The sequence below is a fragment of the Lentzea sp. NBRC 102530 genome (assembly GCF_030269365.1).
Classification (GTDB): domain Bacteria; phylum Actinomycetota; class Actinomycetes; order Mycobacteriales; family Pseudonocardiaceae; genus Lentzea.
This window is the reverse complement of sequence record NZ_BSTF01000002.1, coordinates 748,041-773,110: the sequence shown is the minus strand read 5'-3', so window position 1 is coordinate 773,110 and position 25,070 is coordinate 748,041. Positions and strand designations below refer to the sequence as shown.

Genomic DNA, 25,070 nt, shown 5'->3' with positions numbered 1-25,070 from the left:
CCCCTCCTGACCAGTCCCGGGTGGGCGATGCCGGACCGGGAGTTTCGAGGCTCCCGTGCCGGGTACCGCCACGGGATGGACCGCATCACCGAGATTTGGGGCGCGCGGACCCCGCACGCCCGGGACACGCCCTGGCCGGAGCGGGTCGACCTGCAGCTGGCGGACGGCCTCGCCGAGTCCGATGTGGACTCCTGGGTGCAGTCGGCCTGCGTGCTGTGCAGCAACGGGTGTGGCTGCGACATCGCGGTGAAGGACGGCCGGGTGGTCGGGGTGCGCGGCCGGGCGGCCGACGTGGTGAACCGCGGCAGGCTGGGTCCCAAAGGGCTCTTCGGTTCGTGGCAGGCACACCGCACGGACCGCCTGACCACCCCGCTGATCCGGCGCGGCGGCCGGCTCGTCGAGACCGACTGGGACACCGCGATGGCCGAGGTGGTGCGCCGGTCGCAGGAGCTGCTGCGCGAGTCCGGGCCGCTCTCGCACGGGTTCTACACCAGCGGGCAGCTGTTCCTGGAGGAGTACTACACCCTCGGCGTGATCGGCAAAGCCGGTGTCGGCACGCCGCACATGGACGGCAACACCCGTCTGTGCACCGCGACGGCCGCCGCGGCGTTGAAGGAGACCTTCGGCTCGGACGGCCAGCCCGCCTGCTACGCCGACGTCGAGGCGTGCGACGCGTTGTTCCTGTTCGGGCACAACATGGCCGAGACGCAGACCGTGCTGTGGTCGCGCGTGCTGGACCGCCTCGAAGGCCCCGACCGGCCTCTTCTCGTCGCCGTCGACCCCCGGCGCACGAAGGTCGCCGAAGCCGCCGACGTGCACCTCGCCCCGTTGCCCGGCACCAACCTGGCGTTTATGAACGGCCTGCTGCGCGAGCTGGTAGAGCACGGCTGGGTCGACCGGGACTACGTCTCCGCGCACACGATCGGGTTCGACGACCTGGTCGCGACGGTCGAGCCCTACACCCCCGAGCACGTCGCCGAGATCTGCCGCGTCTCCCCCGCCGACCTCCGTCGCGCCGCCGAGATCTTCGGCACGAGCCGGCGGGTGCTCTCCACCGTGCTGCAGGGCTTCTACCAGTCCCACCAGGCCACCGCGGCGGCCTGCCAGGTCAACAACCTGCACCTGCTGCGCGGCCTGATCGGCGAACCGGGTTGCGGCGTGCTGCAGATGAACGGCCAGCCGACCGCCCAGAACACCCGCGAGTGCGGCGCCGACGGTGACCTGCCCGGCTTCCGCAACTGGGACAACCCGGCGCACGTCGAAGAGCTCGCGAACCTGTGGAACGTCGACCCGCTCACGATCCCGCACTGGGCACCGCCCACCCACGCGATGCAGATCTGGCGGTACGCCGAGCAGGGTTCGATCCGGTTCCTCTGGATCTCGGCGACGAACCCGGCCGTCTCCCTGCCCGAGCTGTCCCGGATCCGGTCGATCCTGAGCAGCGACGACCTGTTCGTCGTCGCGCAGGACGCCTTCCGCACCGAGACGACCGAACTGGCCGACGTGGTGCTGCCCGCCGCGATGTGGGGCGAGAAGCAGGGCACGTTCACCAACGCCTCCCGCGTGGTGCACCTGTCCGAGCAGGCGGTGCTGCCGCCCGGTCAGGCCCGCAGCGATCTCGACATCTTCCTCGACTACGCGCACCGCATGGGGTTCCGCGACCGCGACGGCAACCCGTTGATCACCTGGAAGGACCCGGAGGGCGCGTTCGACGCCTGGCGCGAGTGCAGCCGCGGACGCCCCTGCGACTACACCTCCCTGTCCTACGCGGAGCTGCGCGGCGGCAGCGGGATCCCGTGGCCGCACGGCCAGGAACGCCTCTACACCGACAACGTCTTCCCCACGGCGGCGGAGGAGTGCGAGGACTACGGCCACGATCTCCTCACCGGTGCCGGCGTGACGCCGGAGCAGTACCGCGCCGCCCGGCCGGACGGACGCGCGTTCCTCAAGGCGCTGGAACACACGCCACCGCCGGAGTCCCCGAGCGCCGAGTACCCGTTCCTGTGCACGACCGGGCGCACCGCGTACCACTTCCACACCCGCACGAAGACGGGCCGGTCGAAGCCGTTGCGCGACGCCGCCCCCGAGCCGTGGGTCGAGCTGTCCGCCGCCGACGCGGCCGGTCTCGGCGTCGAGGAAGGAGACGTCGTGCGCGTCGAGTCGGCGCGCGGCGGCGTCGAGGTGCCGGTCCGCACCGGACGGTGCCGCGACGGCGTGGTGTTCCTGCCGTTCCACTACGGCTACTGGGACTCCGGTTCCGGCGAGCACGACCGCGCCGCGAACGAGCTGACGCTCACCGAGTGGGACCCGGTGTCGAAGCAGCCGCTCTTCAAGATCAGCGCCGTGCGGATCACCAGGAAGGACTGACCGTGCACCTCGCCACCTACCTCGGACTCCTGCACGGCTCGTTGCGCACGCTCGCCGACGCGTTCCGCGAGGTCGCGTCCGGGCACGGCGACGAACCAGACGTGCGGCTGACGTGCCACACCCTCGCGAACCGGATCGACCGGCAGGCCGAGAAACTCGCTCCCGTCGTCGAACGGTACGGGGAACACCGGGAGGCCGAACCGGAGCGGCTGCACGCGGCCGGCCTCGACTCGGCCCGCGGCGGTGGCGTCGGGCTGTTGCGCGACCTGCAGGACCTCTACGCGCTGACCTCGTTCACGGACATCACCTGGACCGTCGTCGGCCAGGCCGCACAGGGGCTGCGCGACACCGAACTGATCCAGGTCGTCCACGCCTGCGAGCAGGACACCGCCCGGCAGCTGGCGTGGCTGAAGACCAGGATCAAGCAGAGCGCGCCCCAGGCATTGATCGTCGGCTGATCACCGCAGGGCGCGCAGCGTCTCCCGGCAGATCTGCAGGTTCTCCTCCGGCTTCACCACGTGCACGGGCACGTCGCCGAGGATCCCGAGTCCGGCGAGGACGGCCTCGCGGACCTCGGGCTGGTCCCAGCCGATCTCGCCGGTGAACACCAGCGCGTCGACCCGGCGCAGGGAGACCGCCGTCGCCGCGAGCTCACGGCTGACGCGGTGGGCGAACACGGCGAGCGCGAACGCCGCCTTCGGGTCGTCGGACGCCACGAGCTCGCGGGTGTCGTCCGACAGGCCGCCGGACAGACCGAGCAACCCGGACTCCCGGTACAGGCCGTCCCGCACCTCGTCGAGCGTCAGCCCCTGCTCCAGCAACCAGAGCACCATGCCGGGATCGACGCTGCCGGAGCGCTTGGCCATCGGCACGCCGTCGAGCGGGGTGAACCCCATCGAGGTGTCGACGCTGCGGCCGTTCTCGATCGCGCACACCGAGCACCCACCGCCCAGGTGCGCGGCCAGCACGTTCGGTGCGTCGACCCGGCTCGCGACCCACGCGTACGACAGGCCGTGGAACCCGTAGCGCCGCAACCGGAACCTCGTCCGCCACGACTCGGGCACCGCCCAGGTGGCCGCCACCTCCGGCAGGTCGCGGTGGAAGGCCGTGTCCGGGCACACCACGTGCGGGACATCCGGAAGCCTGTCCCGCAACGCGCTGAGCAACTTCAGGCTGACCGGTACGTGCAGTGGTGCCAGCGAACAGGCGTCGCGCACGAGTTCGACGACGCTGTCGTCCACCACCGTCGGAGCGAGCAGTTCCGGTCCGCCGTGCACGAGCCGGTGCCCGACGGCGTCGACGTCGTGCTCCAGCAGGTCGTCCAGCTCCGCCTCGCTCTCCGCGCGGGCGAGGACCCGCTCGGACGAGGCGTCCACGACCTCGGCCTGCAGGCTGCTGGAACCGGGGTTGATCGTCAGCACGGTGCTCACGCCCCCACCTCCGGCGGGTCCTGGCCGTCGCGGCGGGCCTGCTCCAGCAACCGGTCGCGCTCGGCCAGCAGGTCGTCCGCGACGTCCACGCCCGCTCGCCGCGCCGCGTCGGCCGCGAGGTCGTAGCGGCTCATCTCGTTGCTCACCAACAGGTCGAACGGCGTGGTCGTCGTGCCTTCCTCGCGGTAGCCGTGGACGTGGAAGCGATCCGGGCGCGGACGGCCGTGCAGCGTGATGTGCACGGCGGACGGATAACCGTGGAAGCCGAACACGACGGGGACGTCGTCACCGCCGAAGCAGCGCGCGAACTCGTCGTCGGGGAGACCGTCCGGTGCCAGGCACAACAGATCGGTCACGTTGGTCAGCCGCACCTTCAAACGCGGCGCCCGTTCGCGCAGCAGCCGTGCCGCCGCGACGGTCTCGACCGTCGGCACTCCCCCGGCGCAGGCCAGCACCACGCCGGGTTCCCCGGCGTCCTGCCAGACCCCCGCGCCCGCCGCGCAATGACGCCGCGCCGCGTCGAGGTCGAGCCACTGCGGCCCTTCGTGCTTGCTCGCCACGACGACGTTGATCCGGCCGGTCGAGGCGAGGCACTCCCGCAGCGTCACCAGCAACGTGTTCGCGTCCGGCGGCAGGAAGATCCGCGAGACAGCGGCCTTCTTCGTGAGCACGTTGTTGATGAACCCCGGTCCCTGGTGGCTGTAGCCGTTGTGCTCCTGCCGCCAGCCCTCGCTGGTCAGCAGGTAGTTCAGGCTCGCGACCGGCTCCCGCCACGGGACGTCGCGCGCCATCGTCAGGAACTTGGCGTGCTGGTTGACCATGCCGTCCACAATGGACACGAAGGCCTCGTAGCACGGGAACAGGCCGTGCCGTCCGGTCAGCAGGTACCCCTGCAGCACCCCCTGGCAGAAGTGCTCGGACAACACCTCCAGCACGCGGCCGTCCGGCGAGAGGTGTTCGCTGTACCCCTGGAAGTCCCGCGTGAAGGCGCGCCCGGTGACCGTCAGCACCTCGTCGAGCTTGTTCGACGCCAGCTCGTCCGGGCAGACGATGCGGAAGTCGCGCCGGTCCTCGGTGGCCGCCATCAGCGCGGTCAGCCACGCGCCGGCGGTCCTCGTCGGGCTGGCGGGCTCGTCGGTGGCCACGGCGAACTCCGCGAGGTCCGGCAACGGCAGCTCCCGCCGCAGCGCACCCCCGTTCGCCTGCGGTACCCGGCCGAGACGCAGGTCCTCCGGCGGCAGTTCGTCCAGCAGGTCCCGGTGCGGCACCCCGTCGGCGACAGCTCTTCCGGCCGGTACGAACGCAACCAGCGTTCGACCAGCTCGACCTGGTCGTGTTCGAGCGGCACCTGGTGGGCGTGGAAGGTGCCTTCCAGCGGCCTCCCACCGGCGTCCTCGCGGGGAACGCCCCACCCCTTGGGGCTGCGCAGCAGGACCATCGTCCGGCGGTCCGCCGCGGCCAGCGCCGCGTCCAGCTCGGCATCCGGGTCCGCCGTGGACTCCACGTCGACGACCCGCGGCGCCCATCCCAGCGCCCGGAAGTGCGCGATCAGGTCCTCGTCGGCCATCGACGCGTACACCGTCGGCGAGGAGATCTTGTAGCCGTTGAGGTGCAGGATCGGCAGCACCTGGCCGTGCGCCGGGTCGTCGAAGAACGTGCCACCGTGCCACGAGGCCGCCGTCGGCCCGGTCTCCGCCTCGCCGTCCCCGACGATGCACGCGACCAGCAGTCCCGGATCGTCCGCCGCCGCCCCGAAAGCGGTGGAGAGCGCGTACCCCAGTTCCCCGCCCTCGTTGACGACACCGGGCACGGCGGGCGAAAGGTGGCTGGGAAACCCGCCGGGCCAGGAGAACCGCCGCACGAGCTCGGTCAGCCCTGCCCGGTCCCGGCCCAACGCGGGGTCGAACACCTCGTGCGTGCCTTCCAGCCACAGGTTGGCGTGCACCGCCGGGGCGCCGTGGCCGGGCCCGGTGACCAGCAACGTGCGCCGCCCGCTGTCCTTGACGAGCTTGTTGAGACCCCGGTAGGCGAACGTGATCCCGGGACACGTACCCCAGTGGCCGAGCAGCCGCGGCTTGAGGTGCTCGGCCCGCAACGGCTCGTCGAGCAGCACGTTGTCCCTGAGGTAGATCATGGCCGCGGCGAGGTAGTCAGCGGCGCGGCGGTACCGCCGGGCGGTCACGCGACCTCGAGAACGGTCTTGAGCCATCCGTCCTCGCGCAGGTCGAACGTCCGGTACGCGTCGATCGCCGACGTGGGCTTCTCGTACTGCGTGATGAACGGGATCGGGTCGACCACCCCGGTCAGCACCAGGTCCATCAGCCGCGGCAGATAACGCCGGTGGTTGCAGTTGCCCATCCGCACGGTGAGGTTCTTGTTCATCGCCTCGCCGATCGGGAACCGGTCGAACCCGGGCGGGTACACCCCGATCACGCCGACGGACCCGGCCTTCGCCACCATCTGCACCGCCCACCGCAGCGCGAGGCTCGGCGCCGACCCGGGCTGCCACAACTCGCCGTCCGGCGACGCGTCCGGCGCGGCCAGCTCCTTCTCCTCGCCGAAGTCGGCGAGGTCCTCCACCCCGTCCGCCGCGGGCCCGGACGAGGGACGTTCCGCGTCGATCCCGACTGCGTCGACGACCCGATCCGGCCCGACACCACCGGTCAGCTCCCTGACCACCGCGACCGGGTCCTCGGTGCTGAAGTCCACGACCTCCGCGTTCTGCGCCCGTGCCTTCTCCAGCCGGGACCTGTTCCCGTCCACCACGAGCACCCGCGCGGCCCCCTGCCGCTTGGCCGAGGCGATCGCGAGCTGCCCCACCACACCGGCGCCCAGCACCACCACGGTGTCGCCGTCGCCGACCTCGGCCAGCCGGGCACCGAACCACGCCGTGGGAAAGATGTCCGAGAGCAGGATCGCCTGGTCGTCGGTGACCTCGTCGGGAACCCTGACCAGCGTCGTGGAGGCGTGCGGGATCCGCGCGAACTCGGCCTGCAGGCCGTTCACCGGTCCGGTCGACTGAGGCCCGCCGAAGAAACAGGTGCCCGCCGCCGGACCGTTCGGGTTCGCCTTGTCGCACTGCGCGTAATACCCCGCACGGCAATACGAACACGTACCGCACCCGATCGTCGACGTCACCACCACGCGGTCGCCTGTGGAGAACCCGCGCACCGCGTCGCCGACCTCCACCACGACACCCACGGCCTCATGCCCCAGCACGGTGCCCTCCATCATGCCCGGCAGGGTGCCCCGCACCATGTGCAGGTCCGTGCCGCAGATGGCGCTGCGGGTGATGCGCACGATCGCGTCCGTCGGTTCGAACAACTGCGGATCGGGCACGTCGTCAAGGCGGATGTCGCCCGTTCCGTGCCACACGACAGCCTTCACGTCAGTTCTCCTCTCAGCGGCCACTTCGCGATCGTGTTCCCGCGACCGACCGGCACAAACACGGCCCGGACGGGTGTCACCAGCCGCCCAGCGGGTAGGCGCAGACCACGGAGGCGCCGGCCCGGCGCCGCACGGAGTCCTCATCGGACTGACCTGCTGGAGGCTGCACGAAACGGTTGTGCGCAGAGGGGAAGCGTCAGGACGCTTCGGTCGGTGCCGACGGAGGTGTGCGCCGCAGCAGGAGAACGACGAACCCGAGGACTCCGCGGTAGCCGCCCAGCCAGCCGGTGCGGTGGTCCGCCGACATCCGCAGGGCGACCTCGCTGTCGGGGTGGTCGGGGTGGTCGAGAGCCCACTGGGCGAGGGTGCCGGTCCAGCACCACTGGTACTCGTCCCACTCCTCGATGGTGCTGGTGTGCCCGTAGACCGGTGTCCACCCGTCGGCGACGACCTGGGCCACGGTGGTCGGGAGGTCCGCGAACTTCTGCGGGCCGCTCTCGATCTCCGCCCGGACGGCGGGGTCGGGCTCGTGCTCCCAGAAGCAGTCGCCGAGCAGGAGCAAGCCGTCTTCGGCGAGGTGCTCCCGAGCGGCGTTCAACGTCTCGAGCAGCCCGCCGAACGCGTAGGCGGCTCCCACGCTGAGCACCAGGTCCGCCTTCCTGGACGACCGGTACTCGGCGACGTCCTGGCGGCGCAGTTCGAGCCGGTCCGCCACACCGAGCCGGGCGGCCTCGCCGAGGACGTCGTCGAAGCCCGCGCCCGAGATGTCGACCCCGACAGCCGTTGCGCCGCCGTACGTCTGCAGCGCGCGCAGCAACCAGGTGCCGTCGCCACAGCCCAGGTCGATCAGGTGATCGTTCTGGCCGCGGACGGCCCGGTGCAGGAGGTGCGCCACTGTGCTGTCGCTCAGCGGAGCCGAGATCGGATGGTCTGCGTGCGCGAGAGCGCTGAGTTCACGTCGGTCCACACCGCTGTCTAGCAGAATCTCGATCTTGTGTCGCACGTGTTACCAGCGCGTCGATGCGGGCGTTCTCGCGTGGAATCGTGGCCGGGACGGGTACGCCGGGGACGTGCTGGACGCCGGCTGGCCGAGGCTGGTGGCTCGCCTGCGGATCCCGGGGCGTCGCCCGCGGCGAGGCCCGGACACGGCGCCTGCGCGGGATTCCGCCGCACGCCTGGTCGTCCTGCGGTCGCTGTTGGAGGTGACCACCCGCGCGGTCGCGCTCCAGCCCCACGCCGTGCAGGTCATCGACGCCTGCGCGCTGCCCGGCGACGTCCCGGCACAGGTGGCCGGGACGCGTCCGACCACTGCCGCCGGCACGGGTGAGCGCTGGACCTCGTCGGCGACACCCACCGCGCATCGCCGGAACACCGGCTGACCCAGCTGCTGCACCGCCACCCTGAGCATTCGCCACGTCACCGATCCCCGTCACGACGGTGGGAACTCGGCCACGTTTGAAACCGATGCTCCGGTGGTATCGACCAAGACCATCTCAGTCCCGTTCCGGAGGGTGCTCATGCAGATCCAGGTCAACACCGACCACAACATCCATGGTGGCGAACGACTGGCCACCTATGTGACCACCGACCTGGAAAGCAGCCTGTCCCGGTTCAGCGGCTGGCTGACCCGCGTGGAAGTGCACCTCAGCGAGGACGGCGGCGGCAAGCCAGAGGACAAGAAGTGCGTCATCGAGGCACGCCCGGGAGGCAAGCAGCCGGTCGCGGTCACCCACCACGCCACCACGGTGGACGACGCGTACACCGGTGCGGCGCACAAGCTGGGCAGGGTGCTGGACTCCCGGTACGACCGCGCCCACGACCACAAGGGCAGTGACAGCATCCGCCACATGCCCGCTCCGGAGGACCCGGAGCTGGTCGGCGCGACCGAGGACGAGGCTCGGGGCTGATCGAGGCGGCACGAGCGCCGTTGCCTCCCGGGCTCCTGTCCTGGGAGGCAACAGCCGTCCCGCCACGCGGCTACCGGGGGCGGCAGACCAGGCAGTCCTGACCGGCAAGCCCACGACTCGTCACGACCGTCACGACCGGCCGATCGCGAACACGTGGATGTTCCCGTTGGACGGCAGCGTCACCGAGGCGACCTGCTTCCCTGCGGGCGCCTCGAACGGTGCCGTCGCGAAGACCATCGCGCCCGGCCGCGCGCCGTCGGGGCGGTTGCGGTACTCGGCGCGGGCGACGACCGCGTTGCCGAACACCGGTTCCTGGCCGCCGCCGGGCAGCACCCAGTCACCGAACGACAGGTCGGCCTGGCCCGTGGTGCCGTCGGTGAAGGTCACCGTCGCGGTCGCGCGCTGGTCGCCGTTCGTGGCCGCGCCGATGAACGACAGGCGGGTCGCCGGTGCGTCGACCGCGATCGTCTGGCCCGCGGGTACGACGTTGTCCGCGCGGCCCGGAGGTGCGGCGGGCCAGACGAACGAGGTGCCCGCGACCTCGTGCGTCCTGCCGCCGACGAGTCCCGCGGCCGCGAGCGCCTGACGGGAGAAGCTGTTCCCGGCGCCGTCGACGTCCGCCGACCCCACGTCGCCGTCGTCGGAGATGCCGACGTTCCCGAGCGCCGCGGCGAGGCTGTTCTCCTTGGCCACCAACACGATGACCGAACTGGGCGACGCCGTCCGGCCGCCGGTGACGATCACCGGCACCTCGTAGTAGCCCTCGGCGGTGCCCGGTGCGACGGTGACGGTCGGCCGCACGCCGCCGCTGCCGGTCCGATCGTCCAGCGCGAGCGGGCCCTGCCCGGTGACGGTGATGCCCGCCGGAGGGGCCGCCGTCACCTCGAGCACGCGGTCGCGACCGCCCAGTCGCTGGGCGCTCACCTCGAACCGGCCCGTGCCACCGGGTGCGACGGTGATCTGGCTGGTGGCCGCCGCCAGGAAGGGCTTCTCACCGTCGCGATAGGACGGTGGGGTGCTCGTCGCCGCCCACGTCCGGTCCGGCGTGGCCGCGAGGGAGAAGTCCAGCCGGCCGCCGTCGCGGAAAGCGTTGCGCGGCAAGAAGGTGCGGTCCCAGCGGAGGCCGTTGAGCCGGAGCCCCTGCACGTACGGTGTGGTCGTGGACGCCTCGGGCGCCCGGATGTCGATCTTGCGTCCGGTCGGCAGCGAGAGCACCGCGCGTTCGAACAACGGGCTGTGCACCACGAGGTCCGGGGTGCCGGGGACGGCCGGGTAGACGCCCAGCGCGGCCCAGACGTACCAGGAGGACATCGCGCCGAGGTCGTCGTTGCCCGGTGCGCCGTCGGGTGTGGCGCTGAACGACGTCGTGGCGATGCGGCGCACGACCTCCTGCGTCCTCCACGGCTGCCCGACGTGGTTGTAGAGCCACGGCACGCCGAAGTTCGGCTCGTTGCCGATCCACATGTACGGCTCGTTCGGGCCGATGTTGAGCTTCTGGAAGAACGTGTCGAGGCGCTGCGACACCGCCGCCGGGCCGCCCATCGCGGTCACGAGGCCCGCCGGGTTCTGCGGCACCATCCAGGAGTACTGGGCGGCGTTGCCCTCGTCGAAGCCGTTCTGCCCGAACCTGCCGGGCCGCGGCGGCACGAACCCCGGCCCGTCCGGGAACCGGCCGTCCTGCCCGCGCGGCGCGACGTGGTCGGTGATGGGGTTGAAGACGTTCTGCCAGTACTGGCCGCGCCGGGTGAACTCGCGGGCGGTGGCGTGCTCCCCGATGGCCTGCGCGAACCGGGCGATGGCGAAGTCGTCGACCGCCCACTCCAGCGTGATCGACGCGCCGACGCGGGCGTGGTCGCCGCGCGCCGCGTCGTTGTTGGGCATGTACTCGCGGGCGACGTACTGCTCGATGCCGGGCCTCTCCTGGTACGCGCCCGGCGTGTGGTCCACCGAGGTCGCGCCCTTCACGAGGTACTTCAGCGCCGTCCGCACGTCGAAGTCCTTCGCTCCGAACGCGTGCAGCGTGGAGACCAGTGCCACCGAACTGTCCCCGGTCATCTGGCCGGTGTAGTCGTTCGCGATCGGCCACCGCGGCCACCAGCCGCCCTGCACGGCGTCGTTGGTCAGCGACTGCGCCATGTCGCTGGCCTCTCGCGGGAAGAGCATGGCCTGCAACGGTGCGAGCGAGCGGTAGGTGTCCCAGTCGGAGAAGTTCGCGTACTGGTGGCGGCCTTTCGGCAACGTCCTGATCTGGTCGTCGAACCCGATGTACCGGCCGTCCAGGTCGTCGAAGACGTTGGGGTGCAACAAGGAGTGGTACAGAGCGGTGTAGAAGGTCCTGAGCTGCGCCTGGTCCCGGCCGGCGACCCCGATCTTGCCGAGCGCACCCGACCACGCGTCCCTGGTCGCCCGCCGAACCGCGTCGAAGCCCCAGTCCGGCACCTCCCCCGCCATGTTCGCCTTCGCGCCGTCGACGCTCACGTACGACATCGAGACCTTCGCCCGCACGACCGCGCCGGAGCCGAACGTCAGGTACGCGCCCGCCCTGGGCGCGTCGGCGCTGTCCGAGCCGGGCGTGATGGTGCGGCCGTCCCACGTGCCGTGCGCGGTGAACGGCTGGTCGAAGGTGACGTGGTAGTAGAGGGTGTAGTCGTTGCCCTTGCCGCAGAAGTCGCCGGTGGTGACCGAGCCGCTGAGCTCCCTGTCACCGGTGATCCGCACGTCGGCACGGGAGTTCCCGGCGAGGCTGCCACCCGCCTTGAGCAACACCTGCGGCGTCGCGCCCTGCGGGTAGGTGAAGGTGGCGAGACCGGTGCGGGTGCTGGCGGTCAGTTCCGCGCGGACGTTCCCGAGCGTGACCGCGTAGTAGCCCGGCTCCGCCTGCTCGCCGACGTGGGTGAACGGCTCGGTGCGGTCCCAGGGAGCCGCCCCGATCTCACCGGCGACGGGCAGCAGGGGCACGTCGCCGAACGCCGTGCAGCCGACCGACGCGTGGGTGAGGCTGAAGCCCCGGATGCGGTCGGAGTGGTACTGGTAGCCCGCGTAGGAACCCTGTGTGTCCGGCGAGAACTGCATCATGCCGAACGGCCTGGACGGGCCGGGGAAGTTGTTGATCTCGCCTACCGTGGCGCCACCGCGACCGGTGCCGATCATCGGGTCGACGTACGCGGCCGGATCGGCCACCGGTTCCGGCGGAGGGTCCGCGAGCGCACCGGTGGGCGCGCCGAGCACCGCCGCCATGACCAGGGACATCGCTAACCCGAGTCGCACCAGGTCTCCTGTCGTCGACGTCATCTCCGTCGAACTTTCCGATCAGGAGGTGCCGCGTCAACGTTTTGGCGCAGACTTGGCTCGCACCGGACATCGCAGTCCACAGTGGACGATTAGATCCCCGGTCGTCCGCGCGGTGCCGGTCGCCGCGGCGTCACACCGTGATCCGGCACCCCTGGTCGTCGCGGTCCGCCGCGTCCTCGTCGTCGAACCAGTGGCCGTTCGGGCCGAGGTAGCGGAAGCACAGCGTGGTCCCGCGCGCCACGACGACCGAGGCGGTGCGGCTGCCGTTGGAACGAGCCCGGAGCGCGGTCGTCCCGGGAGTCCAGTCGTTGAAGTCACCGACCACGCTGACCGGGCCCGGGGGCTCGTGCCGGGGCAGCGCCCACGTCACTCGCACCTGCTGGTCCTTGGTGTGCAGGATCCGGATCATCGAGTCGTCGTTCCTTCCGCACTTCTTCGGTCCACCCTCGCGTTCCAGACTGCCGCCGGGCCGCGACGGGCCCGCGTGCTGACGCGCCGCGCGACGGGTAAACCGCCTGATCGAGTGGTCCGGCCGGAAGTTCGGCACGAGTTCCCGTTCGCGCCCGGCGTCAGTCGGCCGGTAGTGGCTCGGTCGAACCCTCGGCCACCGCTCGCTCCAACTTGTCCAGGATGCCCTTGACCAGCGCGCCGTAGGCGTCCTCACCCAGAGCGTCGGACACGGCCCGGGCCTTCTCGAGGAACTCGCGGGCGCGGGCCGCGTCGCCGAGCCGCCGGTGGTCGTCGGCGAGGCTGAGGTACAGCGACGGCATGAACCCCCGCACCTGCAACGACTGGTCGAACCGCTGGGCGCGCTCGTCGCTCACCCCGCGAACCGCGGCGAGGGCCCGCTCATCCCACGCCAGTTCGTCGCGTTGATCGTCCTGCAGGTCGGCCAGGAAGTGCGCGATCACGCAGCGGTGGAAGTCGTCGCCCCCGCCGTGCTCGACCTCGGCCCACATCGACTCCAGTTCTTCGCGGGCGGCGACCCGCTCCCCCGCCCGCCCACGCTGCACCGTCGCCGTCACCCTGGCCATCAGGTCGTCTTCCACCCCGGTCCTCCCCCTCCGCCGGCGGCCGGCCGTTCTCCACTCATCTGACTGGTCCGGGGCAGCCGGCACGGTCCACTTATGATGTTCGCGCAACGTGCGTCAAGCAGTCGGCGCCGTGGTTCCCACTCGCCGACCGAGGAGCACCGCGGCATGGCCGACCGCACGAGTCCGGGCTCGACGCCATCGTCCCACCACGACCGGCCGGACCCCGTGGCCCGCCTCGACGACACCGCCGCGGCACTGGCCGCCCTGCACGAGGCCTTCACCGGCGAGGAACCGCTCGAGGAAGCGTTGCGGCGCATCGCGGAGACCGCGGCCAGAGCGGTCCCCGACGCCGACGCGGTGACGGCCTCCCTGGTCACGGAGGACCGCCCGCGCACCGCGGCCACCACCGACTCCCGGCTGGCCGACGTCGACGAGCGGCAGTACCGCGCCGGACGCGGCCCGAGCCTCGACTCCGCGCGGCTGCTGCGCACGGTACGCGCGGCGACCGGCGAGCACCGCGACCAGTGGCCGGAGTTCGAGGCCGCCGCCGAGGAGCACTGCGTCCGCGCCTACCTGTCGGTCCCGGTCGTGCTGCCCGCGACGGACGGCGACCCCGAGCGGCACATCGGCTCGCTCAACATCTACAGCTTCACCGCCTCCGCCTTCGACCCGTTCGACGAAGGTCTCCTCCGCCTGTTCACCGCCTCGGCACAGGCGGCGATCACCAGCGCCCGGCGGTGGCAGCACTCCCGCGCCCAGGTCCAGCAGCTCGAACGGGCGCTCACCTCCCGCGCGGTCATCGACCAGGCCAAAGGAGTGCTGATGGCCGTGCACTCCTGCACCGCGGACGAGGCGTTCACCAAGCTGGTGCAGCAGTCGCAGCGCGAGAACGTCAAGCTCCGCGACGTCGCCACGAACCTGCTCTCGACCGTCCGACGCGCCTGAGCAGGAACTGGGCCGGCACGGTGCACGGCGCTCGCTCCTGCCGTGTCTGGTCTGTGCACGCGCCCCGCACGGAGGAGGATCGGAGTGGAAGTCCCTCGACCGGGTGAAGGTGGCGGGCCGTGAGCGGTGACGACTGGGTGTTCGGCTTCGGCTCCACCTCGTGGGAGGACCTCCTCGGGAAGGTGTTCGGCGGGCTCGGCCGGCCCTCGTCCGCGACGAGGCGCACCGATCACCACGGACGCGACCTCACCGCCGCGGCGCGTGACGGCCTGCTCGACCCGGTGATCGGCCGGGAGGACGTCGTCGACGAGGTGCTCGAGGTGTTGTCGCGACGCACCAAGAACAACCCCGTCCTGATCGGCGATCCGGGGGTGGGCAAGACCGCGATCGTCGAGGGCATCGCGGCCCGGATCGCGGCCGGCGACGTGCCCGCCACGCTCAGCGGCAGGCGGCTGGTCTCGCTGGACCTGGCGAGCCTGGTGGCCGGGTCGAAGTACCGGGGCGAGTTCGAGGAACGCCTGCGCGACGTGATCGAGGAGGTCGCGGCGTCGAACCGGATGGTGGTCCTGTTCATCGACGAACTGCACACCGTCGTCGGCGCGGGCAGCGCCGAGGACGCGCCGATGGACGCCGCGAACATCCTCAAGCCCGCGCTCACCACCGGACGGCTCCAGGTCGTCGGCGCGACCACGGCCGAGGAGTACCGCCGCCACATCGCGAAGGACGCGGCGTTCGAACGGCGGTTCCAGCCCGTCCTCGTCGCCGAGCCGTCGCCCGCCGAGACGATCGCCATCCTCCGCGGCCTGCGCGCCCGGTACGAGACGCACCACGGGGTGCGGATCACCGACGAGGCGATCGTGGCCGCCGTCGAACTGTCGGCCCGCTACCTCACCGACCGGTTCCTGCCGGACAAGGCGGTCGACCTGGTGGACCGCGCGGGCGCGCGGGTCCGGCTGCGCGAGAAGGCCCCGATGCCACCGGACCCGGCGGAGCTCGCACAGCGGGTGAGCCGGCTGACGCGGGAACGGGACGCCGCCCAGGCCGAGGACGCGCCGTTCCTCGACGACGACCTCCGCCGGGCGGTCGCCGAACTGGAGGCCGCCAGGGCCGCACAGGCCAACGCGCCCGAGGTAGAGCCGAACGACGTCGCCGAGGTCGTGTCACGCAGCACGGGCATCCCGGTCGCCCAGCTCACCGAGGCCGAACGGCACCGGTTGCTGCACCTGGAGGACCACCTGCACCGGCGGATCGTCGGGCAGGAGGAGGCGGTCGAGGCGGTGGCCGACGCGGTCCGCCAGGGCCGGGCAGGCCTCAAGCACCCGAACCGGCCCGTCGGCTCGTTCCTGTTCCTCGGCCCCACCGGCGTGGGCAAGACGGAGGTCGCGCGAGCCCTGGCGGAAGCGCTGTTCGGCTCACCGGACCACCTGATCCGGTTCGACATGAGCGAGTTCGGGCAGCAGCACACCGTCTCCCGCCTCATCGGCGCACCACCGGGCCACGTCGGCTACGAGGACGCCGGCCAGCTCACCGGCGCCGTCCGGCGCACCCCGTACTCGGTGCTCCTGCTGGACGAGATCGAGAAGGCGCACCCGGACGTCTTCAACACGCTGCTGCAGGTCCTCGACGCGGGCCGGCTCACCGACGCGCAGGGACGCACCGCGAACTTCACCAACACCGTGATCATCATGACCAGCAACATCGGCGCCGACCAGCTGCTCGCCGCCGCCACCTCGGGCACGGAAGTCGAGCAGCTGCGCGAACCGCTGATGGCCGCGGTGCGCCGTTCCTTCCGCCCGGAGTTCCTCAACCGCGTCGATGAGATCATCCTGTTCCGCGGCCTCGACCCCGGCCAGCTCAGGCAGATCACGGCACTGCTGCTCGACCGCACCCGCCAGCGGCTGCGCGAGCAGGACATCACGCTGGACGTGGACGACCCGGCGGTCGACTGGCTCGCGGCACGAGGCCACGTGCCCGAGTACGGCGCCCGGCCGCTGCGCCGCACGATCGCGAGGGAACTGGACCGTCGGCTGTCCCGCGCACTGCTGGCGGGCGAACTGCGCGGCGGGCAGCACGTCCTGGTGACCGTCGTCGACGAGGAGCTGACCCTGCACGTCACCGATCCCCCGGCCTGATCGTCAGCCCGGCTCGCCCGCTCCGTTAGGGTCGTTCGCGTGGCTCCAGCGGCAGAAACCGGCGACGACTTCGAGTGGGTGAGCGATCCGGCGACGGTCATGTTCTGCGTGACCTGCGTCCAGAACATGTCTGCCGAGGACCTGTTGTCAGCCGTCGGCGCGACGAGGATCGGCGACACCCGTTGGAACGCGGAAGATGCCCAGGTAGTGCCGTTCAGGCAGGGAGACGCCGGGCTTCGGGTCGCCCCGGCAGGCGAGTGGTCGGTTCTGATCGAGTTCCACTCCCTGAAGGGTGCCGACGGAGACTGGCTGCGGGAGATCTCACGCGAGCGCACCGCTGTGAGCTACTACCACACAGGAGGCGGATTGGAACGGTTCTCCCTCGCGGTCGACGGCGAAGTGGTGACGGAGTTCGAGCCCGCCCTGGCCGCGCATCGAACCGGGAGCAGTCCAGATCACCTCGTCGACGACATGCGTGCCGTCGGCATCGACCCAGACGGCTCGAGCGAACACGACCACCTCGGGCCGGCCACGCTCGAGTTGCTGGCCAGGCTCACCGGCGTCCGGGCAACGAGCAGAATGGTCGTGACCGAGCGCTGGCCCGCAGGGGCGATCCCGCGGCGCCGGAAGCATTGACCACAGCACGACTCGAATTCACGGCGAGGGACGAACACCCTCACCGCACTGGGGACCGACGTGAACCAGCACGACCTGTCCTGGGTGGACGCCTCGATGGGCCCCGGGCCCTTCCTCGGTGAGATCTTCGACCTCGTGCTCGTCCGCGACGTGCAACCGCTGGGAGCGCTGCGCCGCGCGGGCGACCTGATGGACACGCTCGAGCCTCGCACGCCCGAGCAGATGCGCCAGTCGCACACCTTCGACGACGGCTACCCAGGAATCGTCGCGGTCCTTCCGCTGAGCGGCTGAGCAGGGTCCGCCTGCTCAGCCCGTCATCCCTCATGGAGCCCCCAGAACTCGATCATGTGATCAGCACTGTGCGGGGCGGCTTCATGTCGCTGTCATCTTGGTGACGCGACGGGTCTTCGCAGGTTACGTCGCCGAAAGGTTTCAGTTCGATCCACACTGAAGTCATCGAGCCTACTGGAGGCACGGTTCCTGCGGGCCTGCAGGGAACCCAGCGACGAGCACAGCCAGCGGTTCCTGGACGCGGTCTGCCCGGTGCCGGTTGACACCGGGCGGGTGAGGGCAGGACCGCGGGGCGAGCCCGGTTAGGGTGGTCCGCGTGGGCGTATCCCTCTACTACGCGGCTCATCGCACGACCCCGCTGAACGAAGCCGAACTGGCGGCGGTCGGCCAGGCCGTCGACACCGCCAACGCGAACGCGCCGTTCTCGACGGACGAAGAGGGCCTGTACCTCTACGACCGGCTCGAGCCCGGAACGGTGCTCGACGGGTCGACCAAGCTGCCCTTCACGGACGACAGGGTGGTCCCGTCACTGGTGCACTGGCTGGCCGCGGTCACCGCGCTGCGCGGCGCGGTGCCGGATGCGGACTGGACCTTCACCCTCGACGACCTCGAGATCGAGTGGGACGAGCACACCGGCTACCACCTGCCCGGACTCACCGGCTGATCCCGCGACGGCCACCGGTCACGACCAGTTGCCGAGCTCCGCGTCGATGCGCGGGTCCGTGCGGACCCACACCTCGCCCGTGGAAGCTCCGGGTGGAGCGTCGACGCGCTCGAGTCCGAGTGTGCGGACCAGCTCCAGGAGGTCGTCACGGGCCGGGCCGGCCTCCTCGACCGTGTTGCTGTCGAAGAGGACGTAGTGCGTGTCCCAGCGGTCGTTGTACCCGGTGTCGGCCCAGATCCGGCAGAAGCGGGTCAGCGCCTCGGGGTCGAGCGGTGCGGCAGGCTCAGCGTCCGGTGCGGGCCCTTCGAGAAGGCTTTCGAGCAGGCCGAGTCCGGTGGCCTCGATGCCCAGGCCGTCCTCCTGCAGGCGCGTCACCAGGCCGTCCGCCATCGCGCACGGCCCGGAGAAGGTGAAGATCCCGGTGGCCGCCACGAGCGTGCCGCCGTCGGGGTGCGGGACCGCGCGCGTCTCCGGCACGTTCCGCACCAGGGCGAGCAGGTCTGGCGGTACGCCGTCGTACAGGGCGGCGTGCGCGCGGGCGTCCTCTGTGGAACCGAGAGGGCCGGCGGGGTCGAACGTCACCACGATGCCGCGTCCGCCGGCCGTGAACCAGGCGTTGACGGCGTCACCGGTGCGGTAGTGGGTGACGCCGGTGACCGTTGCCGGCTCGCGTCCGCCGGCGCGGGTCAGGACCTCCAGACGGCGGCGCAGCTCGCGCGGGTGGGTCCGCCGCAGCACGGAGCGGTCGAACTCGGATCGGAGCTCCGCGCCGCGTTCGTCACGACCCGCCCTGTTGCGGGCGGCCCGTTGCCCGAGGTGGGCCGACCGGGCCTGCAGGAAGCTCTCCGCGTCCGGCAGCCAGGGTCCGTGGAGGTCGAGCGCGGCGAACCCGCCGCGGGCGAACTCCGTCGCCAGGGTGTGGTGGTCGCTTCTGCTCGTCACGACCCGGTACTCGGTGTGCGGGTCCTGCCACCCCCTGACCCGGCAGATGGCGCCGATGTCGAGCATGAACACCAGTGCTTCTTCGGCCGCCGAGTCCTCCATGGAGAACGACGTGGTGTCCTCGCCGCGGCGCCGGGCCACGAACTCCAGGAAGGCGTCCGCGGCGGACCGGCTCCCGCCGGGGAGCCAGTCCTGCTCGTCGTCCCCGTCGTCACTGAAGGTCAGCGGTCTCATCGGCCCAGGCTATGCACGTCCCAGGTCCAGGCGGACCCGAGGGTCCGCGTCGACCGGGCCCGGTCGCACGGCGGCGCTCAGGAGTCCGTCTAGGGTGGACGGATGAAGGTTCTGTCCATCCAGTCGGTCGTCGCCCACGGCCACGTCGGCAACTCCGCCGCCGTGTTCCCGCTGCAGCGCATCGGGGTCGAGGTCGTCCCGATCCCCACGGTGAACTTCTCCAACCACACCGGGTACGGCGCGTGGCGCGGTCCGCTGCTGCCGCCCTCGGACGTGGCCGAGATCCTGCTCGGGGTCGAGGAGCGCGGGGTGTTCGGGCAGGTCGACGCCGTGCTGTCCGGCTACCAGGGCGGCACGGGCATCGCCGACGTGATCATCGACGCGGTGCGCCGGGTGAAGGCCGCGAACCCGGCGGCGCTCTACGCGTGCGACCCGGTGATGGGCAACGCCAAGTCCGGGTGCTTCGTCGCGCCCGAGATCCCCGTGCTGCTGCGCGACCGGGTCGTGCCGGTGGCCGACATCATCACCCCGAACCAGTTCGAGCTGGGCTTCCTCACCGGCACCGAGCCGGCGAGCGTCGAGGAGACGCTGGCCTCGGCCGACCTCGCCCGCGCGATGGGCCCGTCGACCGTGCTGGTCACGAGCGTCGAGCGGCCCGACCGGGAGGAGGGCACGATCGAGATGCTCGTCGTGGACACCGCCGGGTCGTGGCTCGTGAGCACCCCGCACCTGCCGTTCAAGGCGAACGGGTCCGGCGACGTCACGGCCGCGCTGTTCACCGCCCATTACGTGCGGACGAAGGACGCGGCGCTGGCGTTGGAACGCACCGCGTCGAGCGTCTTCGACCTGATCGACCTGACCTACCGCTCCGGCGAGCGCGAGCTGCGACTGGTGCAGGCCCAGGAGTTCTACGCGACGCCGCGGATGCAGTTCAAGGCCGAGCAGGTGCGCTGATCCGCCACGCCGGAGCAGACGTGGCGGGCGGGTTCGCGCTCGTGGCCGGTGACGCCCTCACGGGCTGACGAAGCCCGCCGCGCTCAGCACCGACTTGCCCTTGCCGGACAGCACGAACTCGACGAACGCCTTGGCCGCGGCCGCGTTCCGCGCCTTGGCGAGCGGCGCGATCGGGTAGTCGTTGACCGCCTGGTCGGCCTCGGCGAAGTCGATGCCCTCGACCTTGTCGCCCGCGGCCTTCACGTCCGTCCGGTACACGAGCGCGCCGTCGACCTCACCCAGCGAGACCTTGGTCAGCACCGCCTTGACGTCCTGCTCCAGCGTGTCCGGCGCGGGCGTCACCCCGGCGACCTCGAAGACCTTCTTCGCCGCCGCGCCGCAGGGCACCTGCTCGGCGCACAACGCGATCTTCTTGCCGGCGTCGGCGAAGTCCGGCAGCCCGGCGATCCTGCCCGGGTTGCCCTTCGGCACCGCGATGGCGAGTTTGTTCCGCGCGAACGTCGTGGGCGCGTCCGTGATGATCTTGGTCTCGGTGACCTGCTTCATGTTCGCGGGCGCGGCCGAAGCGAACACGTCGGCCGGAGCGCCCTGGTTGAGCTGCTGCGCCAGGGCGGAGCTGCCGCCGAAGTTGAACTTGACCTTCGTACCGGGGTTCGCGGCCTCGAAGTCCCCGCCCAGCTGGGTGAACGTCTCCGTGAGCGACGCCGCCGCGAACACCGTGACGTCACCGGTGACCTTCGGCGCCCCCGCACCGGACGCCGGCGCACCGCCGCTCTGCCCACCGGACCCGCAGCCCGCGAGCGCCAGCGCGGCCGTGGCGGTGACGACGAGTCCACGCGCGATTCTGGACATGACCTCAGGCCTCCGGGACTTCGACGACTGCACGAGCGAGTTCGACCCGAAGCGACGAGCGATCCGCAACCTCGGCTCGAAGGCATCCTAGGTTCCGCTTTTGCGGAGACAAAGCCCAGCAGCGTTTGCGGAGACAATCGTGATGTGAACACGTGATCGCGGAACACATAGGTGATCAGACCCGCAGATGCGTTCAAACGAGCGAACTCCGGGATTTGTCTTCTGCAGGACCGTCCGGCGTCGTACCGTGGGTGGCGTGGACCTCTCGCTCGCCCGCGTACCGACGCCACGCACACCGGTCCCGGACGACCAGGTACTGGTCACCGGGGACATCCGCGAGGACTGGACGTTCTCCACAGCGCACCTCGACGCGCACGCCCGCGAGCCGGTCAACGTCCAGTACCGCACGACCCGTGTGACCGAGGTGCACTGCGTCCAGGGCGTGCCCCTGCACGACGTCCTGAGCAGGGTCGTCCTGCGCCTCGACGGGACCGGCAAGATGGACGAGCTCAGCTTCGTCGTCATCGCGACCTCGAAAGACGGCTTCCGCGTCGCGCTGTCCTGGGCCGAGGTCGACCCCGAGTTCGGTTCCTGCGCGGCCCTGCTCGCCACCCGCTACAACGGTCGCAGGCTCACCCGCCCCACGCTCGTCACCCCGCGGGACGGCCGCTCCAGCCGCTACGTCCGCGACCTGGCGTGCCTCGAGATCTCCCGCGTCACGACCAGGGCGACGACCGGCACGTGACGCCGGACCCGAACCGGCCCACGGCATCCACACCGTCCACAACAGACTCGGCCTGAGCCTTCCCAGGACGCCCCAGCAGCCTGCCGGTTGCCTCCGGGAGGCAACGGTCACCTGGTTCACTATTTAAATAGTGAACCGTGCTACCTTCGGCTCGTCGATGACGAGAGGAGGTGGCCGTGACCATGCGCAGGCTGCCGCACCCAGAACTGCCGGCCCCCGGGGTGCCGGTCCCCGAGCTGCCGGTGTTCGCCGAGGGCGTGGGCAAGCGGTACCGCAGGGGCTGGGCGCTGGAACAGACGTCCCTGACGATCCCCGGCAACCGGATCGTGGCCCTCGTCGGCCCGAACGGCGCCGGCAAGAGCACGTTGATGGGCCTCATCACGGGCATGCTGCGCCCGACGGTCGGCTCGATCGCCGTGTTCGGCGACCAGCCGAACGGCCGGGGGATGCACCCCGCGGTGTCCTACCTGGCCCAGCCGAAGCCGTTGTACAAGCAGCTCACCGTGGCCGAGACGCTGACGTTCGGCGCGCGCACCAATCCCACCTGGGACCAGGGTTACGCCTCGCACCTCGTGGAGCAGGCCGGGGTGCCGCTGCACGCGAAGGTCGGCACGCTGTCGGGTGGGCAGCGGACCCGGGTCGCGCTGGCGCTGGCCCTGGGGAAGCGGCCCCGGCTGGTGCTGCTCGACGAGCCGCTGGCCGATCTGGACCCGCTCGCGCGGGAGGCGGTGCTGGGCGCGTTGATGACCGAGGCGCGGTCGCAGGGCATTACCGTGGTGTTGTCCTCACACGTGTTGGCGGAGCTGGAAGGTGTGTGCGACCACCTCGTGCTGCTCCACAAAGGACGGATTCTGCTGGCCGGGGACGTCGACCGGCTCAGCACGAACGGCACCCCGCTCGGGGAACTGGTTCTGCACCACATGCGTGCGGCGGCGGCACAGGAGGCAGCGGCATGATCTGGGCATCGTTCCGGTTGCAGCGCGTACAGCTGCTCACCCTCCTCGGGGTGTTGGTCGTCGGCGGCGGCGCGCTCGTGCTGCTGCGCTCGAGCATGGTCGGCGCGATCACCTCGGCACGGCTCACCGAGTGCGTGGAGCGCGGCGGCACGGCGTGCGCGTCGGTCGACCAGAACGCGTTCCTGGACGACTGGAGCAACCTCTTCCAGGTCGCGCGCATCCTGATCATCGTGCTGCCGATCCTGATCGGCGTGTTCGTCGGGGCTCCGCTGTTCGCCCAGGAGCTGGAGCACGGCACGCACGTCCTGGCGTTCACCCAGTCGGTGAGCCGGACGCGGTGGATGCTCAGCAAGCTGGTCGTCGCGCTGGTGCCGGCCCTGGTCGTGGTGGCGGTGCTGCAGTACCTCGTCTGGTGGTGGCTGACCGCTGCGGGCACGCTGGGGCCGCGGATCAACGGCGCGTGGCACCCCGTCAACTTCGGCATCGACCACGTCTCGCCGGTCGCCTACACGCTCTTCGCCTTCGCCGTCGGCGCTTTCGTGGGCGTGGTGGCCCGCCGCACGCTCGTCGCGATGACCGCGGCGTTCGGCGTGTTCGTCGTCGCGCGGTTCGCGCTGGACGGGCAGGTGAACCGGTTCGTGACGCCCGAACGGCGGGTGGCCGCGGACGGGTTGACCGTGGACATGCGCGACGGTGCCCTGTCGGTCGGCAGGGGCTGGCTCGACGCCGCCGGGCTGGAGGTGCCGTGGGACAGGGCCGTGTCCGTGTCCGACGCCTGCCGGACGACGTCGTCGGCCGCGACCCAGGGGCAGGAGGAGTTCCTGGCGTGCATGCGGGAGTCCGGCCTCGAGAACAGGTACTCCCTGGTCCTGCCGGAGAGCAGCACCTGGATCGCGCACCTGTACGACGCGGCGATCTTCGGCGGCTTCGCGGTGCTGCTGCTGGCGGGGACGGTCTGGGCCCTGCGCAGGCAGAGCTGAGCTGGGCCGAGTGCGTGGTGGACGCCCTGGAGCGGGAGAGCACCTATGCTGATCGACGTGATCGAGTTCCGGATCGACCGGCACTCCGGGGTCTCCACGTACATGCAGATCGTCCACCAGGTCGAGCAGGCCATGCGACTGGGACTGCTGGCCCCCGGCGACCGGCTGCCCTCAGCGCGGGAGGTGGTGGACGCCACCGCCGTCAACCCCAACACCGTGCTCAAGGCCTACCGCGAGCTCGAACGCGAGGGCCTCGTGGAGGGCAGGCGCGGTCTGGGCACCTTCGTGACCAAGTCGCTGGCCTCCGAGGCGACCGCGGGCGACGACGCACCGCTGCGCAAGGAACTCGCGCGCTGGATGAAGCTCGCGCGGGAGGGCGGTCTGGTCGTCGAGGACGTCGACGCCCTGTACTCCGCGGTCCGCGAAGAGCACTACCCCGTCGAGGAACGATCATGATCCCGTTGAGCGCCTCCGCCGTCGGCAAGCAGTACCGCAGCCGCTGGGCGGTCCGCGACTGCACCTTCGCCCTCCCCGAGGGCAAGGTCATCGCCCTGGTCGGCCCGAACGGCGCGGGCAAGAGCACCCTGCTGCGCATGGCCGCCGGTCTCGTCCGCCCGACCGCCGGGGAACTGCGGGTCTTCGGCACGCCGGTGCGCGGCGGCACCCACCCGGACGTCTCGTTCCTCGCCCAGGACCGGCCGCTCTACGGCCACCTCACCGTGCGCGAGATGGTGCGCGTCGCGGCGGGCATGAACGACCGCTGGTCCGCCGAACGGGTCCAGGAGGTGCTCGGCCTGCAGGCGGGCGTCGACCAGGACGCGAAGATCCGCACCCTGTCCGCGGGCACCCGGACGCAGGTGGCGATCGCACTGGCACTGGGCCGGTTGCCCCGGCTGCTCCTGCTCGACGAACCGCTGGCCGACCTCGATCCCCTGGCCCGCGACGAGACGCTGCGGATCATCATGGCCGAGGTCGCCGACCGGGGCACCACGGTGGTGATGTCCTCGCACCTGCTCGCGGACCTGCGCGAGGTGTGCGACCACCTGCTCCTGGTCGACGACGGCCGGGTCCAGGTCGACGGCGACATCGAGGAAGTCCTGGCACGGCACCGGATCCTGGTCGGTCCGGCCGCCGACGAGTCCGCTGTGGAGGGAACGCTCGTCAGCGCGACCCGCACCCAGCGCCAGGCCACGTTGCTGCTGAAGGACTCCGGGCCCGCCCCGCAGGGCTGGAGCGACGCGGAACCCGACCTGGAGTCGCTCGTGATGGGCTACCTCCGCGCGTCGCGCGCACGGACGTCCGCTCCCCGCCGATAGCGGACAT

At 71.2% G+C, this 25,070-nt stretch carries 25 protein-coding genes; 15 read left to right on the top strand and 10 right to left on the bottom strand.

The annotated features are described in order from the left end of the window. Window positions 1–75: 75 nt before the first annotated feature. Entirely contained in the window at window positions 76–2,367 is a 2,292-nt protein-coding gene (locus tag QSK25_RS07170) for a molybdopterin oxidoreductase family protein (protein WP_285635020.1), read from the top strand. A gap of 2 nt (window positions 2,368–2,369) precedes the next feature. Continuing rightward, entirely contained in the window at window positions 2,370–2,825 is a 456-nt protein-coding gene (locus QSK25_RS07165; protein ID WP_285635018.1) for a hypothetical protein, read from the top strand. Here the strand turns inward: QSK25_RS07165 and QSK25_RS07160 are convergent, their stop codons facing one another. From QSK25_RS07160 to QSK25_RS07140, 5 genes are all read right to left on the bottom strand, one after another. Beyond that, window positions 2,826–3,797, bottom strand: a complete 972-nt coding sequence (locus QSK25_RS07160) for an acetate/propionate family kinase (protein WP_285635014.1) — start codon at window positions 3,795–3,797, stop codon at window positions 2,826–2,828. Further along, the gene (locus QSK25_RS07155; RefSeq protein ID WP_285635297.1) at window positions 3,794–4,882 is read right to left on the bottom strand and encodes a phosphoketolase family protein; all 1,089 of its coding nucleotides are present in this window, start codon (window positions 4,880–4,882) and stop codon (window positions 3,794–3,796) included. Before QSK25_RS07155 ends, QSK25_RS07160 begins: the two co-directional genes overlap by 4 nt. Before the next feature lie 8 nt (window positions 4,883–4,890). Further along, window positions 4,891–5,979, bottom strand: coding sequence for a phosphoketolase family protein (locus tag QSK25_RS07150; RefSeq protein ID WP_285635011.1), 1,089 nt, complete (start codon window positions 5,977–5,979; stop codon window positions 4,891–4,893). Then, window positions 5,976–7,184: an alcohol dehydrogenase catalytic domain-containing protein gene (locus QSK25_RS07145; protein ID WP_285635008.1), complete on the bottom strand. Its 1,209-nt coding sequence runs from the start codon at window positions 7,182–7,184 to the stop codon at window positions 5,976–5,978. The genes QSK25_RS07150 and QSK25_RS07145 overlap by 4 nt, the downstream gene beginning before the upstream one ends. Before the next feature lie 196 nt (window positions 7,185–7,380). Then, a complete protein-coding gene (locus QSK25_RS07140) occupies window positions 7,381–8,079 on the bottom strand; it encodes an SAM-dependent methyltransferase (RefSeq protein ID WP_285635005.1) in 699 nt (232 codons plus the stop codon). Window positions 8,080–8,176: 97 nt separating this feature from the next. Here QSK25_RS07140 and QSK25_RS07135 point away from each other — a divergent pair, with 97 nt between their 5' ends. Both QSK25_RS07135 and QSK25_RS07130 read left to right on the top strand, forming a co-directional pair. Continuing rightward, the gene (locus QSK25_RS07135) at window positions 8,177–8,563 is read left to right on the top strand and encodes a hypothetical protein (RefSeq protein ID WP_285634994.1); all 387 of its coding nucleotides are present in this window, start codon (window positions 8,177–8,179) and stop codon (window positions 8,561–8,563) included. Window positions 8,564–8,701: 138 nt separating this feature from the next. Continuing rightward, window positions 8,702–9,091, top strand: a complete 390-nt coding sequence (locus tag QSK25_RS07130) for an HPF/RaiA family ribosome-associated protein (protein WP_285634991.1) — start codon at window positions 8,702–8,704, stop codon at window positions 9,089–9,091. A gap of 129 nt (window positions 9,092–9,220) precedes the next feature. Here the strand turns inward: QSK25_RS07130 and QSK25_RS07125 are convergent, their stop codons facing one another. The 3 genes from QSK25_RS07125 to QSK25_RS07115 form a co-directional block, all read right to left on the bottom strand. Next, entirely contained in the window at window positions 9,221–12,358 is a 3,138-nt protein-coding gene (locus QSK25_RS07125) for a GH92 family glycosyl hydrolase (RefSeq protein WP_285634989.1), read from the bottom strand. Between the two features lie 154 nt (window positions 12,359–12,512). Beyond that, entirely contained in the window at window positions 12,513–12,791 is a 279-nt protein-coding gene (locus QSK25_RS07120) for an early set domain-containing protein (protein ID WP_285634984.1), read from the bottom strand. 160 nt (window positions 12,792–12,951) lie between these two features. After that, the gene (locus QSK25_RS07115) at window positions 12,952–13,431 is read right to left on the bottom strand and encodes a hypothetical protein (RefSeq protein ID WP_285634981.1); all 480 of its coding nucleotides are present in this window, start codon (window positions 13,429–13,431) and stop codon (window positions 12,952–12,954) included. 150 nt (window positions 13,432–13,581) lie between these two features. Here QSK25_RS07115 and QSK25_RS07110 point away from each other — a divergent pair, with 150 nt between their 5' ends. The 5 genes from QSK25_RS07110 (at window position 13,582) to QSK25_RS07090 (ending at window position 18,084) form a co-directional block, all read left to right on the top strand. Then, a complete protein-coding gene (locus tag QSK25_RS07110) occupies window positions 13,582–14,361 on the top strand; it encodes a GAF and ANTAR domain-containing protein (protein WP_285634978.1) in 780 nt (259 codons plus the stop codon). A 119-nt stretch (window positions 14,362–14,480) separates the two neighbouring features. Next, a complete protein-coding gene (locus QSK25_RS07105) occupies window positions 14,481–16,493 on the top strand; it encodes an ATP-dependent Clp protease ATP-binding subunit (RefSeq protein WP_285634976.1) in 2,013 nt (670 codons plus the stop codon). A gap of 39 nt (window positions 16,494–16,532) precedes the next feature. Then, on the top strand, window positions 16,533–17,129 hold the full coding sequence (locus tag QSK25_RS07100; RefSeq protein ID WP_285634973.1) for a DUF6461 domain-containing protein: 597 nt from the start codon (window positions 16,533–16,535) through the stop codon (window positions 17,127–17,129). A 60-nt stretch (window positions 17,130–17,189) separates the two neighbouring features. Then, window positions 17,190–17,420, top strand: a complete 231-nt coding sequence (locus tag QSK25_RS07095; RefSeq protein ID WP_285634969.1) for a hypothetical protein — start codon at window positions 17,190–17,192, stop codon at window positions 17,418–17,420. Window positions 17,421–17,736: 316 nt separating this feature from the next. After that, entirely contained in the window at window positions 17,737–18,084 is a 348-nt protein-coding gene (locus QSK25_RS07090) for a hypothetical protein (RefSeq protein ID WP_285634965.1), read from the top strand. 18 nt (window positions 18,085–18,102) lie between these two features. Here QSK25_RS07090 and QSK25_RS07085 read toward each other — a convergent pair whose 3' ends face one another. Beyond that, complete coding sequence (locus tag QSK25_RS07085; protein ID WP_285634962.1) at window positions 18,103–19,260, bottom strand: DUF6357 family protein; 1,158 nt, start codon at window positions 19,258–19,260, stop codon at window positions 18,103–18,105. A gap of 102 nt (window positions 19,261–19,362) precedes the next feature. Between QSK25_RS07085 and pdxY the strand changes: the two genes are divergently transcribed. Further along, window positions 19,363–20,214, top strand: coding sequence for a pyridoxal kinase PdxY (gene pdxY / locus QSK25_RS07080; RefSeq protein ID WP_285634959.1), 852 nt, complete (start codon window positions 19,363–19,365; stop codon window positions 20,212–20,214). 57 nt (window positions 20,215–20,271) lie between these two features. Here the strand turns inward: pdxY and modA are convergent, their stop codons facing one another. Beyond that, window positions 20,272–21,066, bottom strand: a complete 795-nt coding sequence (gene modA, locus QSK25_RS07075; protein WP_285634951.1) for a molybdate ABC transporter substrate-binding protein — start codon at window positions 21,064–21,066, stop codon at window positions 20,272–20,274. Window positions 21,067–21,322: 256 nt separating this feature from the next. Between modA and QSK25_RS07070 the strand changes: the two genes are divergently transcribed. The 5 genes from QSK25_RS07070 (at window position 21,323) to QSK25_RS07050 (ending at window position 25,063) form a co-directional block, all read left to right on the top strand. Then, window positions 21,323–21,811: a molybdopterin-binding protein gene (locus tag QSK25_RS07070; protein WP_285634949.1), complete on the top strand. Its 489-nt coding sequence runs from the start codon at window positions 21,323–21,325 to the stop codon at window positions 21,809–21,811. 182 nt (window positions 21,812–21,993) lie between these two features. After that, window positions 21,994–22,767 carry an ABC transporter ATP-binding protein gene (locus QSK25_RS07065; RefSeq protein ID WP_285635294.1) on the top strand — a complete coding sequence of 258 codons (774 nt, stop codon included), beginning with the start codon at window positions 21,994–21,996 and terminating at the stop codon, window positions 22,765–22,767. Next, the gene (locus QSK25_RS07060) at window positions 22,764–23,747 is read left to right on the top strand and encodes an ABC-2 membrane transporter-related protein (RefSeq protein ID WP_285634944.1); all 984 of its coding nucleotides are present in this window, start codon (window positions 22,764–22,766) and stop codon (window positions 23,745–23,747) included. The genes QSK25_RS07065 and QSK25_RS07060 overlap by 4 nt, the downstream gene beginning before the upstream one ends. A 57-nt stretch (window positions 23,748–23,804) precedes the next feature. After that, window positions 23,805–24,203, top strand: a complete 399-nt coding sequence (locus QSK25_RS07055; RefSeq protein WP_285635291.1) for a GntR family transcriptional regulator — start codon at window positions 23,805–23,807, stop codon at window positions 24,201–24,203. Beyond that, window positions 24,200–25,063, top strand: coding sequence for an ABC transporter ATP-binding protein (locus QSK25_RS07050; protein WP_285634941.1), 864 nt, complete (start codon window positions 24,200–24,202; stop codon window positions 25,061–25,063). The genes QSK25_RS07055 and QSK25_RS07050 overlap by 4 nt, the downstream gene beginning before the upstream one ends. Window positions 25,064–25,070 lie beyond the last annotated feature (7 nt).